Below are 15,692 nucleotides of genomic sequence, written 5' to 3'. Positions count from 1 at the left end.
TGTTCCTGTTCCTGTTCCTAGCGCTTCAAGGCGGCGCTGTGCAACGTCTCGGCCGAGCCGACCGGGCGCAGCTTCTTCATGTAGGCGCGCATGTCGCGCTCCGGGGACAGTTCCTGCCAGAAGCCCATGGTCAGCATCGGGTTGACACCCGCTTGCTGCAGGCCAAGCACATCGAACTGCATCAACATGGCCCGCTGGGCCTCGCTGAGGGCAAAGCGCCGCAGGTAGGCATCGGCATCGTCGCGAAAGCGCTGCTTGGCCGAGCGATCCACCGTGAGCTGGTGCAGGACCTTTTCGAGGACATTGCGGCTCATGGTCTTATGCGCAGAAGTTGCCGACCAGGCTCAGGAAATCGGCGCGCCGCTCGGTCTGGACCCAGTGCCCGCATTGCCCGAACAGGTGCAGGTCCGCCTGCGGGATCGTGCTTGCCAGCAACTGGCCGCATGCCGGCGGCACCACGCGGTCTTCGCGTCCGTGCAGCACCAGCGTAGGCGCCTCGATCTTGGCGATGGCAGCTGGCGGGAAGCCCTTGACGAGGGTCGGGCCTTGCGCATTCGGCTTGGGCAGCAGCTTGCGCAACGCGTCCTGCGCGCCGGGACGGGCGCTGGCCTCGTAGCGGGACTGCACCATCTCCGGGGTGATGATCGACTGGTCGAAAGGGAACAGGCGCATTGTCTTTTCCATGTTCTCCGGCGACGGCTCGTACTCCCATGCCGAGCGCAGGCCCGGCGTCTGCTCGAACTCCCCTGCCGGCGTGCCCAGCAGCACCAGGCGCTCGACGCGCTTCGGATCGAACACGGCCAGGCCCACGGAGAGCGCGCCGCCAAAGGAGTTGCCGACAAACGAAGCCTTCTCGATATCCAGTGCGTCCATGATGCCGACCAGATGCCGCACCCACAGCTTGATGTCGTACTTCGTGCCTTCCTTGAATTCGGTAAAGCCGAAGCCGGCGATGTCCGGAACGATGACGCGGAAGGTCTTGGCAAGTTCGCCCATTACGCCCTTCCAGTTCGACCAGCCGGACACGCCCGGCCCCGAGCCATGCAGCAGGAACAGCGGCTTGCCCGTGCCCTGGTCAAAGTAGTTGGTTTGGTGTTCCGCGGCGGTCAAGGTCAAGCCGACGCCTTCATGCTGACTCATCTCAATTTCTCCATACACATACGTATGTGTATGGTATGAAGTGAAATGGATCCGGTCAAGCGAGTATTCCGGCGAATTCATCGGTGTTTACCCCCGGAGATGCCGAGAACCTTACCGTACATAACTGCATTGAAGGAGGGAAGTACAATCCTCACCATATTTATTGGAGGCACTATGCCAAAAGGCACGGGGACAAGTTCCGCAGCCCCTCGCAACCAACTTACGCCGGAAGACTGGATCATGGCTGCCCGCAATCTGCTGGTCAGCCGCAGCGTAGACGCAGTGCGCGTCGAAGTGCTGGCCAAGGAACTGGAAGTCACGCGCGGCAGCTTTTACTGGCACTTCAAGGATCGTGAAGACCTGCTGCAGCGCATGCTGACCGCATGGCGCGATGAGGCCACCGAGCAGATCATCTACCGCTTCGAGCGCCGCGGGCTGCCGCCCCGGGAGCTGGTCCGGGATCTGCTCGCGTTGCCGTTCCGGGGTACCGCCGCGCAGGAAGCGGCGTCAACGGAGCTTGCCATCCGCGCGTGGGCCCGCCGGGAAGAGCGGGTACGCCAGGTGCTCGACGAGGTGGATGCCAAGCGCCTGTCCTATATCTCGCAGTGCTTCAGCGCACTCGGGTTCGACATCCCCGAGGCGCGCGCCAGGGCGTTCGCACTATACAGTTATGAATTGTCGGAGTCCCTCCTTTCCCACCAGGGTACCGCGGCGCAGAAGGAAGAGCGCAGGGCCTGCATCGAGCGCCTGCTGCTAGCGCCTTGAATCGCAAAAAGGGGCACAACTGTGCCCCTGTCCGGGACGCTTTGCTGCCCCGGGTTGCTGCCGCATACTTGCCGCCGTGCGGCACTACCTGCCGTCAAACCAGCCCGTAGCGCTGCAACGTATCCCCCAGCCCGAGCAGCTCGACCATCGTCTTGCCCTTCTCCAGCTCTTCGCGGATCTTCGCTTCCTTCAGCTCCCGGTCGGCGCTCCTGGCAATCACGCTGTCTACCTCGTTTGCATCGACCACCACCAGGCCGTCGCGGTCGCCCACGATGATGTCGCCGGGATTCACCAGCACGTCGCCAAGGCTCACCGGCACGTTCACGCGGCCTGGCTGATGCTTGTTGGTGCCTTTGATCGACAGCCCCCGGCAGAAAACCGGGAAGCCCATCTCGATGATGGCGTTGCCGTCGCGTACCGAACCGTTGACCACAAGCCCGGCCAGGCCGAGCTTCTGCGCGGCGAGCGTCAGCAGGTCGCCCCATGGGCCGGCTTCGAGAAAGCCCTTGGCATCGACCACCAGCACGTCGCCCGGCCTGGTCTTGGTCAGCGCGTAGTGAATCATCAGGTTGTCGCTGGGACGCAGGTCCACCGTCACAGCCGGCCCGGCCATGCGCAAGGTGGGGTCCAGCGGCTTGAGGCCAACGTCGACCGCGCCCTTCTGCCCTTGCGCCTCGTGAATCGTGGCCGCGCCGAGCGCCTTCAGGCGCGTGATCTGTTCCGGGGAGATGGTCATGGCTTTCCTTTCGTTTCCTTTGGTGTCTTGAAGTAGAGGGGCTCTTGCGGCCGCCTGCTTGCCCGCTCGCGCCTGCAGCGCGCTTGCGATCTCCGAATAATACAAAAAAAGTACAATAAGATGCAAGGAAAGGATTGGACAAAGAAAATACAGCCAAAAAAAGCAGAATCCGCTCCGCGCGCAGCAAGGATGGATACAAATTGAATACATAAAGCAACAAAAGGTGCGTCAACCGCCTCACCAAAACGACGGCCATTCCTGCCCGCCTCCTCCAAGGGCGTTTTCCGGCACCGACATGCGGTCTGATACGATTGCCGCCGCGCATGGTGTGCACGCTTGCGCGCAAATTGCATCCCCGTCGCGCCGAGGACATCGCGCGCCGCCCGGCATGGGCACGCCCCGGAAAGAACAAAGCCAGCTATGAAAAAAGGAAGCGAACAGACCTACGAGCAGCTGAAAAAGCGCATCGTGGCAGGTCACTACACGGCGGGCACACAGCTGAAGGAAGAACACATCGCCGAGGAAATGGGCGTCAGCAGGACGCCCGTGCGGGCCGCGCTCAAGCGCCTGATCGACGACGGGCTGGCCGTGGCGCAGACCGGCCGCGGCGTGTTTGTCGCGGGCTGGACGCGCTGGGACATCGAGGAGATGTTCAGCCTGCGCTCGCTGCTGGAGCCGTACGCGGCCAGGCTTGCCGCCGAGCGGGCGGATGCGCAGACCATCACCGCGCTCAAGGCTTGCAACGCGCGCATGGCGGCCGTGATCGAAGCCGGCGCCAAAGGGGATGACGCCATCGCGGAAATACAGGCGGCGAACAGCGCCTTTCACCGCCTGCTGCTGGAGGCATCCGGCTCCAACCGCCTGAAGTCCATGCTGGAGACGATGATCGACATGCCGGTCATCGTCCGCTCGTTCTTCCTCTATGAACTCGATGACCTCAGGCGCAGCCTGCATCATCACCAGGACATCGTGCTGGCGATGGAGCTGCACAACGGCGAGCTGGCCGCGCAGCTTATGTCGGTCCACCTCCATATCTCCAACCAGCGCTTCATGAGTCGCCGCCTGGACTCGGCGCCGGCGGGGTTGCAGCACGATGCCGACGCCGGCGACGAAGCCGCCGACAAAACAAATTGAGTACAAATCTGACGTGACCCCGCGAAAAAGTCGCAAGATAGGTCAAGAATTTAGAGGTATACCCGCAGGTTAGTTATTTCAGATTGTTGAGACTGTTTTTTTTATGTACTCTTGGCCGAAATCAGCCAGGAGATAGTCTTGAACATCGCAATCATTGGCCTGGGGGAAGTCGGCCGTTGCTACGCCACCGCCCTGGCAAGCCTGCCGGGCGTGCAGCTCCACCTCTGCGACACCCACCTCTCCCCCGCGGGCAAGGCACTCGCCACCGCCCGGGGCCTTCCCGTCCATGCGGCAATCGGCCCCTGGCTCGCCTCGGCCGACTGGGTCTTGTCCTGCGTATTCGGATCGGCTGCGCTGGCCGTGGCGGGCAACTGCCATGCGCACATGAAAGCAGGCGCAAGCTACGCGGACCTGACGACCGCCAGCCCCGAGGACAAGCGCAAGGCCGCCGCCGCGGCATCCGCTGCCGGGCTTGCGTATGTCGACGTGGCCGTGATGGGCGCCATCTCGCTGTCGCTGCATCGCACCCCGCTGCTGTGCGCCGGCGCATCCGCCGCCGAATTCTGCAAGCTGGTCAACGCGGCCGGCGGCAAGGCCGAAGCCGTGGAAGGCGGCGTGGCCGGTGATGCGATCTCGCTGAAGATCCTGCGCAGCGTCTTCACCAAGGGCATGGAAGCCCTGTCCGTGGAGCTGCTGATGGCCGCCGAGAAGCAAGGCGTGCGCGACAAGCTCTATGGCGTGCTGCGCGACATCGATGAAGCGCCGCTGGCCGGCTTTATCGACATGCTGGTCCGCACCCACACCATCCACGCCAGGCGCCGCACGCACGAGGTGCTGGAAGCGCAAAAGGAACTCGCACGCGCCGGGCTTCCCTCACTGGTCCTGCCCGGTGTCGAAGCGCGCTTCAAGGCCACGGCCGCGGCACTGGATGCGCATCCCATCCAGGACAACCCCACGATCCAGGACGCGCTTGGCTGGCTGCTGTCCAACCAGCCATAGCCAGCCTCCTCGCTTCGCCCAAATCCGCTTTCAAAATAAAAAGGAGACACCATGCACAAACTCGCCCATGCATTGCTGGCGGCAGCCATTGTTTTGCCCGCCATCGCGGCCACGCCCGCGCTGGCCTCGGACACCTATCCCGGCAAGCCGATCCGGATGATCGTGGGCTTCCCGCCCGGGGGCTCGGCCGACATCAACGCGCGCATCGTCGCGCAGGGCCTCGGCAAGCAGCTGTCCACGTCCGTCGTGCCGGACAACAAGCCCGGCGCCGGCGGCAACATCGCGGCAACGGAGGCCAAGCGCGCCACGGCCGATGGCTACACCATCTTCTACAGCACCTCCGCCGTGGTGCTGGCCCCGGCGCTGTACCAGAACGTGCAATTCGATACGTTCGCGGATTTCGTGCCGGTCTCGCTCACCGCCATCGTGCCGCTGGTCCTGGTCACCACGCCAGGCCTGCCGGTGAAGAACGTGCATGAACTGGTGGCCTACGCCAAGGCAAACCCCGGCAAGCTGAACTACGCGTCATCCGGTGCCGGTGCGTTGCTCCATCTCGGCGGCGCGCTCTTTGCCAAGGAAACCGGCATCCAGGTGACCCATGTCGCCTACAAGGGCAGCGCGCCGGCGATCACCGACCTGATCGCGGGCTCGACGCAGTTCATGTTCCTGCCGCTGAGCGACGCCCAGCCGCTGATCAAGGGCGGCAAGCTGAAAGCCCTGGCCATCACCAGCGCCAAGCGCTCGACGCTGCTGCCGGAGATCCCGACGATCAAGGAAGCGAGCGGCATGAGCTCGCTGGAAATGGGCGCGTGGCAGGGCATCCTGGTGCCCAAAGGAACGCCGGAGCCCATCGTCAAGCAACTGCGGGAGGCGACCGACAGGACATTGAAAGATGAGGCGGTGCGCGCCAAGCTGATCGCCCAGGGATCCGACATTCTTGGCGGCACGCCCCAGCAATACACGGCCTACATGAAGAGCGAGGCCACGCGCTGGGGCCAGATCATCAAGGAGTCTGGCGCCAAGGTGGAATAGGCCTGCCCGGCGGGGATCCGGTCAGGGCAGACCAGCCTGCCGCAGATGCTCCCCGAGAAGCCGCGCGGCGGTTGATAAGGGCACGCCCGAGCGCGTTGCCAGCAGAAGCCGCCGGCTGGCCCAAGCGTCCGACAAGCCGACCATATGCAGCCCCAGCGCCTTGGCCTGGGCGCGGCACACGGCTTGCGGCAGGACGCCTACGCCAAGGTCGGCCGCAATCATCTGGCACATCGCGTCGAAGCTGCGGACCTGGATACGAAGCCGAAGCGGCCGCCCGGCCTGCTCCGCCGCGCGCGAGGTCAGTTCCAGCAACGCACTGCCGCGATTGAGCCCGACCATGTCGTACTCCAGGCAGCTCGCAAAATCGACGCGCCGCTTGCGCGCAAGGGGATGGCGGCGCGAGCACAGCAGCACCAGCGTGTCGGTCTGAAAATCGCTGATGTCCAGGCCATCCGTGGGCGTGCCTTCCGAGAACACGCCGATATCCGCCAGGCCGTCCACCAGCGCGCGGGCGATATCGCCGCTGAGTTGTTCCTCGACTTCCACATGAACCCCCGCATGCTGCGCCAGGAAGGTGGCGAGCCTGGCGGGCAGGAACTCCGTCAGGGCGGACATATTGGCCCACAGCCGCACATGGCCCAGCAAGCCGCGTGAATGGTCCTGCAGCTCCGCGCTGAAGCGCTCGAAACCCTGGAACAGGCGCATGGCATGCTGCATGGCCATATGGCCCACGGGCGTGAGCGTCACCCCTTTGGACGTACGCTCCAGCAACTGGAAGCCCGTGGTTTCCTCGAAATCCGACAAGCGCCGGCTGGCCGCCGACAAGGCCAGGTGGCAGGCAGCCGCGCCTTGCGTGATGCTGCCGGTCTGCACGACCGCGCAGAACAAGCGCAGCGTCACGAAATCTACTCGGGCGGGATTGAGGGGCCAGGTCATTGGCGCATTCTAGCGCGGGTCCTTCGCGTTTTGCGAAGCCGGATTGTGGAGATCGCAATTCCGCCGACGGCGCCGCGCCCATAGAGTGGCGGGGACGGCCCGACCCGTGACGGCGGCACCACGGCTTGGCAAACACAACCAGGATCAAGCCGCCGGTGGCTGCCCGGCGCGTCATCCGCAACCCGCAAAAGGAGCGCAAGCATGCATCACGGCCAAGGCATCCGCCTGGAGTTCAATGAAGTGGCGACCCGCGACGGTTTCCAGATGGAGTGCGATTTCATCGAGACGGATGACAAGGTCGCCCTGCTCGATGCGCTGAGCGGGCTGGGCTTCGCCAAGATCGAAGTCACGTCGTTCACGTCGCCCAAGGCCATCCCGGCGCTCAAGGATGCCGAGGCGGTCATGCACCGTATCCGGCGCGCGCCCGGCGTGGTGTACACCGCGCTGGTGCCGAACGTGCGCGGCGCGCAGCGCGCGCTGGAGTCCGCCACCGAGGAGTTCAACCTCGTCATGTCGGTGAGCGCGACCCACAACCTGGCCAACCTGCGCATGACGCAAGAGCAATCGTTGGGCCAGTTGCAGGACGTGATCGCGCTCGGCATGCAACGCGGCGTGCGGGTGAACGTCTCGCTGTCCTGCGTATTCGGCTGCCCGATGGAAGGCGAGATCGCGGCGGAAGCTGTCCTTGGATGGGTCGCCCGCTTTGCCGGGCTGGGCGTGCACGGCATCACGCTGTGCGACACCACCGGCATGGCGTACCCCAACCAGGTGCAGGCCCTGTGCGAGGCCGTGCAGGCACGCTTTCCCAAGCTCGAATTCACCGCCCATTTCCACAACACGCGCGGCATGGGGCTGGTCAATGCGGTGGCTGCCGTGCAAGCCGGCATCCGCCGCTTCGACACGTCGCTTGGCGGCATCGGCGGCTGCCCCTACGCGCCCGGCGCCACCGGCAACGTCGCCACCGAGGACATGGTGCATCTGTTCGACTGCATGGGCTATGACACGGGCATGGACCTGCCCGGCTTGCTCGGCGCTGCCGCCACCCTGCGCCAGCTGCTCCGGCGCGATCTGCCCGCGCAGGTATCGCAGGCCGGCCCGCGCTTGACGCGGCACGCCCCGCCGGCGGATTTCGAGGACATTCGCCGGCGTGCGCTGGCGCGCTGAAGCCACGCCGGATATTGACGTCCCGCCCGGCCTGCAGCACCCGGCAACGCGCGTGCACTTCCTTGCCCTCAACACCACGACCACTACCGCGACCGCTGATGGTGGGTCGTGTGGTCGGAACATGAGAACCATCGAGAAGTTCATCGCGAGAGTCAAGGAGAACGCGCCTTGTCCGACGGTGTCATCGCTTGCCGGGGCGCGGTGAGATTCTCTTCTCCGTATGCAACTTGTCCTTATGGATCACGGGAACTTTAGTCGCGGATGCCATGGTGACCGGAGCCCCCGGAGGACAAGATAAGGAGTTGGCCGTTGCGACCAACTCCTTTCTCAAGGACTGAAGCGCCTTGATATGGGCATCGATTTGTCCGATCTTGGCGCTCAAGCGTTGCTCTATCTCGGCCCGGCCAAACCTGCCGCCAATCAATTGCGGGATGATTTCCCGAATCTCGGCAAGCGAGAACCCGAGCGTTTGCGCGCTACGGATGAATTGAATGTGCCGAACGGCCTGGGTGTCGTATGAACGATAGCCATTGCCCAGCCGAGCGGGCGGCGCCAACAGTCCCACCTTTTCGTAGTGACGCAGGGTATCTGTAGTCGTGCCAACTGCCTTCGCCAACTCGCTGATGTTCACCTGTGGCCCCCGTCAAACGCGACGTCCCTGATTTGTCTTGACCTTGGAGTCTACACCAAGGTTTAAGGTGCGCGTGGGATGCACTCCACAGGATCCCGGAACCATCGACAAAGGTGACGCCATGTTTCGTATGCTTGTTCTTCTACTGCTGTCTGCTATTGCCATGCCCGCTATCGCCGACAATGGCTCGGCACCAGGCAGCCCATCGACTTCGGGCCAACCCAAGGTAGCTTTTGCGATCATCAGAACCGCGGAGCTATCCGTTACCGAGGCCTTGGTCTACTCCGGCGGGAGCTTCACGCGCAAGGTGAGCAGTAACTTCTCCGCGTTCCTGGTGAAACACGGCACTGACACGCTGCTGTTCGACGCAGGGCTGGGCTCGAAGGTGGCCGATCAATATCGGCAAGATATGCCTTGGTGGCAAAGCCTGTTTTTCAAGTACGAGAATCCGGTGGCCCCGGTGATCGACCAGCTATTGCGCGCCGGCATGGAACCCGTTCAAACGATTATCCTGAGCCACAGTCACTGGGATCATGCCAGCGGCATTAGCGACTTCCCGAATGCCACGGTGCTGGTGCATCCCGCGGAGCTGTCGGTGATCAGGCGCCCTTCCGCTGGCGTCGGCGGCAGCTGGCCCTCGCAAGTCAGCGCGCAATCGATCAAATGGAAAAGCTTGGCATTCGAACCGGTGTCATACAAAGGGTTCGCGAACAGCCGGGATCTCTATGGAGACGGCACGGTCGTGCTCGTTCCTCTTCTCGGTCATACCCCCGGTTCGATCGGCATGTTCATCTCTGTCGACTCCGGTGCACAGTACTTCCTGGTGGGCGATGCAGTCTGGAATGCGAAGGCATTGAAGCTTGGCAGCCCGAAGTTCTGGGCAGCACGTTGGTTGGTGGATGGCGACATTGAACAAACCCAGGATGCCGTGGATCAGATTCGCGCGCTGGCGGGCAGGCATCCGGATATTGTCGTGGTTCCGGCGCACGATGGGCCGGTACAGACGTCACTGGGATACTTCCCAGCCTGGGTGGAATGAGGTGACGTTCAGGCCGGCGCCTTCCCCATTCCGGGCAGACTCTCCTGACGCCTGCATCAGGCGCTGCTGACCGACTCGATGGCCAACGCCAGCTTGGCCACCGCAGGCCCGATCTCCTCCTCGCTGACCCCGCCGTAGCCCAGCACCAGGCCGTTGCGCGAGCGCCGGGGATTGGCATAGTAGGACGACAGCGGGCGCGCCACGATCCCGTGGGCAAGCGCGGCGCGCGATACCCGGTGATCGTCCGCGCGGCGCAGCAGGACGGTCAGATGCAGCCCGGTATCGGTGCCGACGATATCGATCTCGCCGTCAAGCCGGCGCTGCAATGCCTGCGTGAGAAGCGCCTGGCGCTCGCCATAGATCTTGCGCATGCGCCGGATATGAGCGGCGTAGTGCCCGTCCGCGATAAACAGCGCCAGCGCGGTCTGGATCTGCAGTTGCCCGCCGCGATACAACTCGGAGTGCGCTACGGCGAAGGCATCCACCAGTGACGGCGGCAGGATCAGGAAGCCGAGCCGCAGGCCGGGGTACAGCACCTTGGAAAAGCTGCCCACGTAGATGGTGTTGCGATGGGGATCGAGGCCCTGCAGCGACGGCTGGGGCGCGCCGTGGTAGCGGAACTCGCTGTCGTAGTCGTCCTCGATGATCCAGGCGCCGTAGCGATGCGCCAGCTCCGTGAGCAAACGTCGGCGTGCCAGGCTCATTACCACGCCGCTGGGGTACTGGTGCGACGGGGTGACGAAGATGAGCTTGGGCGCGGTCTGCGGCGCAACGGGGGGCTGCATGCCCTGCGCGTCGACCGGCACCGCCTCGACCTTCAGGCCTGCGGCGCGAAACACGCTGCGCGCGCCCCAGTAGCCCGGGTCTTCCACCCACACCACATCGCTCGGATCGGCGAGCAAGCGGGCGCACAGATCGATGGCCTGGTGGCTGCCCTGCGTCACCACGATCTGCTCGGGCAAGCAGTCGACGCCGCGTGCGAGCGCCAGGTATTGCGCCAGCGCGCGCTTGAGCGGCGGACAGCCATGCCGCGTGCCATAGCCCAGTTGTTCCTGGCAGGCGGTTTTCCAGACCTGGGTGATCAGGCGCTGCCATGTCGCGCGCGGAAACTGCCTGACATCCGGAATGCCCAGCACGAACGAGCCCACCTGCCGGTCCGATGCGCCGGCGCCATCGAGCAGCTCGCGGGCTCTTGCGGACAGGCGCGATGCCTCGCGCGGCGGCGCGATCTCACTCGCCTGGCTCAAGTCGAACACGCGCTCGCGCAGCGCGGGATCGGGCGGTGCCTTGCCGACGTAGGTGCCACTGCCGCCCTGTGTCAGCGTATAGCCCTCTTCGGTGAGGCGCTCATACGCATACAGGACCGTGTTGCGGGCGATGCTCAGGCCTTTGGCAACCTCGCGGGTCGGCGGCAGGCGCGTACCGGCCGACAACTGGCCAGCAAGGATCGCACCGCGGATGTCGTCGAACAACTGCCGGTTCAAGGGGAGGCCCGATCGGTCGGGTTGCGCCCAGTGACTGCGCCCGAGAAGCCAGTCGATCAGTGGCGTCTCTTTCAAAGTCTTCGCTCCCTCTGCTCGTTGAGCCCCGACTCTTGGCTACTGACATCATGATGCGTTCGGCTCTTTGTAACATACGCTACAAAAAAACCTAAGGGCTGAGCCGGGTGCTTCACTGACAAACAATACACGCCGCGTCCGTCGGGAGAAACCGAGGGTTTCTACGCGGTTTTTGCTGAGCGACCCAAATGATATTCTCCGATTTGTTTCACGTTATGTAATGTTCATTACGTCATACTGCCGCACCGCATAGTGACCGGGCAGTCCCTTTTCGGAGAGCGGCTTGGCCAGGTTATCAATCAGGGAAATGCTGGCAGACCAGGCCGCCGGCTTCACCACGTCAGAGCTGAAGGTAGTGGAAACGCTGCTCGCCAGCTACCCAAGTGCCGCGCTGACCTCCATCTCGAACCTCGCGGGGCAAGCCGGGGTCAGCGATCCGACGGTGTACCGGCTGGTCGTGAAGCTGGGATTCGACGGTTACCCGTCATTTCAGCGAGCACTCCTGGCGGAGGTTGACGAGGCAATGAATTCGCCGCTCTCCCGGCTCGGCGCGCTGGGCGACACAGCACTCGGAGAAGACTTCCAGAAGGGTTCGCTGGCAAGCCTGGCGATGTCGGTCGAGCGCGTGGCGCAGCACGCTTCGCCGGAGGACTTCAACACCGCCGTCGAGTTGCTTGGCAATGCGCGGTCCGCCGTGTTCTGCACCGGCGGACGATCGAGCTTGTTCCTGGCCTCGCGGCTCGCGTCGCACCTGACGCATATCCGGCCCAAGGTCCGTCTCGTCGAGCCTGCCCTGGAGCGGGCGAACGAGGTACTGGTCGACATCGGGCCTAACGATGCGCTGGTCGTTTTCGACTACCGCCGCTATCAGAAAAGCGTCATCGACTTTGCCGCCGCGGCGCATCGCCAGGGCGCCAGAATCATCCTGTTTACCGACGAGTGGAAGTCGCCGATTGCCGGCTTCGCCACAGCCACGCTAAGCAGCTTTGTGCAGACCGGCTCGCCGTTCGATACCAAGGTACCCGCGCTGGCGCAATGCGAGACCTTGATTGCCGCCCTCATTGCCCGCTTCCCGGAGGAGGCAAGGCGCCGGCTCGAAGCCATCGAGGCCGTACGCAGCTCTGCCACCCCCGAGGGGGCAAGCATCGATTTCTAGAATGCCTTTCCTTTCAGGAGAATAATGAAATGACCACTCAGCAGTTTTCATTGATACGCCGGGGCAGCCCGCTGGCGTTGGCGCTCGCCCTGCTAAGCGCATGCTCGACGCAGACCGGGGTGTCCTCGACACCGCCGGCCACAACCGCTCCCACGTCAACTGCCCTGCCCGCGGCACCGGAAGTCTCGTCCGGCTACCGGCCGGGCATGACGACCACTTACGCCGACAAGCACATGGCCGCGGCCGCCAATCCCCTGGCCACCGAAGCCGGCCGCAAGATCCTGCGCGCGGGCGGCACGGCCATCGATGCGGCCGTTGCCATGCAGGCTGTGCTGACGCTGGTTGAGCCGCAGGCCACCGGCATCGGCGGCGGCGCCTTCATCATGTACTGGGACGGCAAGCGCGTGCAGGCTTATGACGGCCGCGAGACCGCGCCCGCCGGCGCCGGCGAGAATCTCTTCATGCGCCCCGACGGCAAACCCATGAGCTTCAGCGAAGGGCAGATCGGCGGGCGCTCGGTGGGCACCCCCGGCGTGCTGCGCGCGCTGGAACTGGCGCACCGCCAGCATGGCAAGCTGCCCTGGGCCAAGCTGTTCGAGCCGGCCATCGCGCTGGCAGAGCAGGGGTTCCCGATTTCGCCGCGCCTTTATACGCAGATCGCCGCCGACAAGTTCCTCCCGGCCTCGCCCGAGATGGCAGCCTACTTCCTGACGCCGGACGGCAAGCCCAGGCCGGTCGGCACCATGCTGAAGAATCCGGCGCTGGCCAAGACGCTGCGCGAGATCGCGCACCGCGGGCCAAACGTGCTCTATACCGGCCCGATTGCCAGCGAGATCGTCAAGCAGGTCAACGGCAGCGCCAACCCGGGCTCGCTCTCGCTGGCTGACCTGAAGGACTACCGCGCCAAGGAGCGCGCGCCCATTTGCAGCGACTACAAGCGCTGGAAGATCTGCGGCATGCCGCCGCCTTCGTCAGGCGGCATCGCGATCGCGCAGATGCTCGGCGCCTTGCAGGCGCTGGAGGCCAGGAACCCGAAATACGCGCTCGCCGCGCTCAAGCCGAAACAGGTCGCAACGCCTGCCGGTGTCGAGCCGGGCATCGACGCCGTGCACGCCATATCCGAGGCCGGGCGCCTGGCCTATGCGGACCGCGGCCTCTATGTGGCGGACTCGGATTTCGTGCCAGTCAATGTGGCGGGGCTGCTGAGCCGTGACTACCTGGCAAGCCGCGCTAGCCTGATCGGCGAGGAAAGCATGGACAAGGCGGAGGCCGGCGTGCCACCCGGAGTCACCGTCGCGCTGGCGCCGGACCGCTCGCCGCCGCGCGTGTCCACCTCGCAGATCGTCGCGGTGGATGACACCGGCGGCGCGATTTCCATGACCACCACCGTCGAGAGCTATTTCGGCTCGCACCTGATGGTGCGCGGCTTCGTGCTGAACAACCAGCTCACCGACTTCTCCTTCGTGCCGAGCGAGAACGGCAAGCCCGTCGCCAACCGCGTGCAGCCCGGCAAGCGCCCGCGCTCGTCGATGGCGCCCACGCTGGTGTTCGAGCGCGACAGCGGCAAGCTGGTCGCAACCGTGGGTTCGCCCGGCGGCTCGCAGATCATCGAGTACGTGTCCAAGACGCTGGTGGGCCTGCTGGACTGGAACATGGACGTGCAGGCGGCCATCAACATGCCCAACTTCGGCAGCCGCAACGGGCCAACGGAACTGGAAGCCGGCCTGGTCAGCCCGGCCCTGGTGCAAGGCCTGAAAGACCGTGGGCATGAGGTCGCGCAGATCGAGATGACCAGCGGCACGCAGGCCATCATGCGCCGCCAGCGCCCCGATGGCACGTGGGCCTGGGCCGGCGGCGCCGACCCGCGCCGCGAGGGAGTGGCATTGGGAGATTGAGCGCGGTTGCGCAATGGTGCGGGTGCTAGTGCTATCGGCACGTTCGAAGCGCCGGGACTGCGTTGCCGTGCTCCCCTCCCCCGCCTGCGGGAGAGCGGTTGGGGGAGAGGGCGGGCGCCCATTACGCCTGCGTGCTGGAAAACACCACGGGCTTCGCTTCTAGTGGCTCCTAGCTAAGCCACCCCTCTCCCCGGCCCTCTCCCCCTGAGGGGCGAGGGAGAGACAGCCGTCGTCATGGCGCGCGGCTTTGGCCCGCTCCGCGGCTTCGGCTGGTGCTTCAGGTTTGTCAGCAGCCTTCTTCGTTGCGACCTGCGAGCCGTTACTCGTAGGAGAAGAAGCTGCCGAGCTTGTCCATGCGTTCGAGCGCCATGCCCGCGCCCCGCACCACGCAGGTCAGCGGGTCATCGGCCACCAGGACCGGCAAGCCGGTTTCCTCGGCCAGCAGGCGATCCAGGTCGCTCAGCAGCGCGCCGCCACCGGTGAGCATCATGCCGCGCTCGGCGATATCGGCGCCAAGTTCCGGCGGGGTCTGCTCCAGCGCGATCTTGACCGCCGACACGATCTGATTGAGTGGTTCGGTCAGCGCTTCCAGGATTTCGTTGGACGACACCGTGAACGCGCGCGGGATGCCTTCGGACAGGTTGCGGCCCTTGACTTCCATTTCGCGGACTTCGGAGCCCGGGAACGCCGAGCCGATGGTCTTCTTGATGGCCTCGGCGGTCTGCTCGCCAATCAACATGCCGTAGTTGCGCCGGATGTAGTTGACGATGGCCTCGTCGAACCTGTCCCCGCCCACGCGGATGGAACCCTTGTAGACCATGCCGCCCAGCGAGATCACGCCGACCTCGGTGGTGCCGCCGCCGACATCCACCACCATCGAGCCGGACGGCTCCGACACCGGCAGCCCCGCGCCGAGCGCGGCCGCCATGGGCTCCTCGATCAGGTAGACCTGGCTGGCGCCGGCGGCCAGCGCAGATTCGCGGATGGCGCGGCGCTCGACCTGGGTCGAGCCGCACGGCACGCAGATGATCATGCGGGGTGACGGCCGCAGCAGCTTGGTGTCGTGCACCATCTTGATGAACTGCTTGAGCATCTGCTCGGTGACCCGGAAGTCGGCGATCACGCCATCTTTCATCGGGCGGATGGCCTCGATGTTTCCAGGCACCTTGCCCAGCATCTGCTTGGCTTCCTTGCCCACCGCCTCGATGGTCTTCCTGGGATTGGGGCCGCCCTGCTGGCGAATCGCGACCACCGAGGGCTCATCGAGGACGATGCCCTTGTCGCGCATGTAGATCAGGGTGTTGGCGGTGCCGAGGTCGATCGCGAGATCGTTGGAGAAGTAGCTACGGAGAAATCCAAACATCAGGAAACTTTCATCTGGTGGTTCGCAAGCATGCGAACCGGCGGGCGCCAGTTCTGGCGACAAGCAGGCTATGAATTGCGGCGCATGCAGGAAGCCTTCATGCGCCGCGCGTCGAGCGGAGCGGCCTTCGGCGGTGGCCGGCG

General features: G+C 64.7%; 15 protein-coding genes. 8 read left to right on the top strand and 7 right to left on the bottom strand.

What is annotated here, in order from left to right; all coding sequences use genetic code 11:
- Positions 1–17: 17 nt before the first annotated feature.
- Both AC07XB_RS23625 and AC07XB_RS23620 read right to left on the bottom strand, forming a co-directional pair.
- Complete coding sequence (locus tag AC07XB_RS23625) at positions 18–314, bottom strand: extradiol ring-cleavage dioxygenase (RefSeq protein ID WP_174425342.1); 297 nt, start codon at positions 312–314, stop codon at positions 18–20.
- A gap of 4 nt (positions 315–318) precedes the next feature.
- Positions 319–1,140 carry an alpha/beta fold hydrolase gene (locus tag AC07XB_RS23620; protein WP_492813269.1) on the bottom strand — a complete coding sequence of 274 codons (822 nt, stop codon included), beginning with the start codon at positions 1,138–1,140 and terminating at the stop codon, positions 319–321.
- 240 nt (positions 1,141–1,380) lie between these two features.
- Here AC07XB_RS23620 and AC07XB_RS23615 point away from each other — a divergent pair, with 240 nt between their 5' ends.
- The gene (locus AC07XB_RS23615; RefSeq protein ID WP_492375162.1) at positions 1,381–1,905 is read left to right on the top strand and encodes a TetR/AcrR family transcriptional regulator; all 525 of its coding nucleotides are present in this window, start codon (positions 1,381–1,383) and stop codon (positions 1,903–1,905) included.
- A gap of 94 nt (positions 1,906–1,999) precedes the next feature.
- Here the strand turns inward: AC07XB_RS23615 and AC07XB_RS23610 are convergent, their stop codons facing one another.
- Entirely contained in the window at positions 2,000–2,641 is a 642-nt protein-coding gene (locus tag AC07XB_RS23610; protein ID WP_492826820.1) for a 4-carboxy-4-hydroxy-2-oxoadipate aldolase/oxaloacetate decarboxylase, read from the bottom strand.
- Positions 2,642–3,061: 420 nt separating this feature from the next.
- Between AC07XB_RS23610 and AC07XB_RS23605 the strand changes: the two genes are divergently transcribed.
- From AC07XB_RS23605 to AC07XB_RS23595, 3 genes are all read left to right on the top strand, one after another.
- Entirely contained in the window at positions 3,062–3,775 is a 714-nt protein-coding gene (locus tag AC07XB_RS23605; protein ID WP_174425346.1) for a GntR family transcriptional regulator, read from the top strand.
- Between the two features lie 138 nt (positions 3,776–3,913).
- Entirely contained in the window at positions 3,914–4,774 is an 861-nt protein-coding gene (locus tag AC07XB_RS23600) for an NAD(P)-dependent oxidoreductase (RefSeq protein WP_492826818.1), read from the top strand.
- Positions 4,775–4,825: 51 nt separating this feature from the next.
- Positions 4,826–5,806, top strand: a complete 981-nt coding sequence (locus AC07XB_RS23595) for a Bug family tripartite tricarboxylate transporter substrate binding protein (RefSeq protein WP_492375166.1) — start codon at positions 4,826–4,828, stop codon at positions 5,804–5,806.
- 21 nt (positions 5,807–5,827) lie between these two features.
- On the opposite strand, the gene AC07XB_RS23590 is transcribed toward AC07XB_RS23595, so the two are convergent.
- Positions 5,828–6,742 carry a LysR family transcriptional regulator gene (locus AC07XB_RS23590; RefSeq protein ID WP_492813263.1) on the bottom strand — a complete coding sequence of 305 codons (915 nt, stop codon included), beginning with the start codon at positions 6,740–6,742 and terminating at the stop codon, positions 5,828–5,830.
- Positions 6,743–6,943: 201 nt separating this feature from the next.
- Between AC07XB_RS23590 and AC07XB_RS23585 the strand changes: the two genes are divergently transcribed.
- On the top strand, positions 6,944–7,906 hold the full coding sequence (locus AC07XB_RS23585) for a hydroxymethylglutaryl-CoA lyase (RefSeq protein ID WP_492375168.1): 963 nt from the start codon (positions 6,944–6,946) through the stop codon (positions 7,904–7,906).
- 181 nt (positions 7,907–8,087) lie between these two features.
- Here AC07XB_RS23585 and AC07XB_RS23580 read toward each other — a convergent pair whose 3' ends face one another.
- Positions 8,088–8,537, bottom strand: a complete 450-nt coding sequence (locus AC07XB_RS23580) for a heavy metal-responsive transcriptional regulator (RefSeq protein WP_492375169.1) — start codon at positions 8,535–8,537, stop codon at positions 8,088–8,090.
- 121 nt (positions 8,538–8,658) lie between these two features.
- On the opposite strand from AC07XB_RS23580, the gene AC07XB_RS23575 reads away from it, so the two are divergent.
- The gene (locus AC07XB_RS23575; RefSeq protein ID WP_492375170.1) at positions 8,659–9,576 is read left to right on the top strand and encodes an MBL fold metallo-hydrolase; all 918 of its coding nucleotides are present in this window, start codon (positions 8,659–8,661) and stop codon (positions 9,574–9,576) included.
- A 56-nt stretch (positions 9,577–9,632) separates the two neighbouring features.
- Here the strand turns inward: AC07XB_RS23575 and pdxR are convergent, their stop codons facing one another.
- Entirely contained in the window at positions 9,633–11,135 is a 1,503-nt protein-coding gene (pdxR, locus tag AC07XB_RS23570) for a MocR-like pyridoxine biosynthesis transcription factor PdxR (RefSeq protein ID WP_492826816.1), read from the bottom strand.
- Positions 11,136–11,418: 283 nt separating this feature from the next.
- Between pdxR and AC07XB_RS23565 the strand changes: the two genes are divergently transcribed.
- Positions 11,419–12,291, top strand: a complete 873-nt coding sequence (locus tag AC07XB_RS23565; protein ID WP_492375175.1) for a MurR/RpiR family transcriptional regulator — start codon at positions 11,419–11,421, stop codon at positions 12,289–12,291.
- Between the two features lie 29 nt (positions 12,292–12,320).
- Positions 12,321–14,186: a gamma-glutamyltransferase gene (gene ggt, locus AC07XB_RS23560; RefSeq protein WP_492826815.1), complete on the top strand. Its 1,866-nt coding sequence runs from the start codon at positions 12,321–12,323 to the stop codon at positions 14,184–14,186.
- A 319-nt stretch (positions 14,187–14,505) separates the two neighbouring features.
- Here the strand turns inward: ggt and AC07XB_RS23555 are convergent, their stop codons facing one another.
- The gene (locus tag AC07XB_RS23555) at positions 14,506–15,549 is read right to left on the bottom strand and encodes a rod shape-determining protein (RefSeq protein ID WP_492374543.1); all 1,044 of its coding nucleotides are present in this window, start codon (positions 15,547–15,549) and stop codon (positions 14,506–14,508) included.
- Positions 15,550–15,692: the final 143 nt, after the last annotated feature.

This window comes from Cupriavidus sp. GW821-FHT02F09 (assembly GCF_059421605.1).
This window is presented reverse-complemented; position numbering and strand designations above follow the sequence as displayed.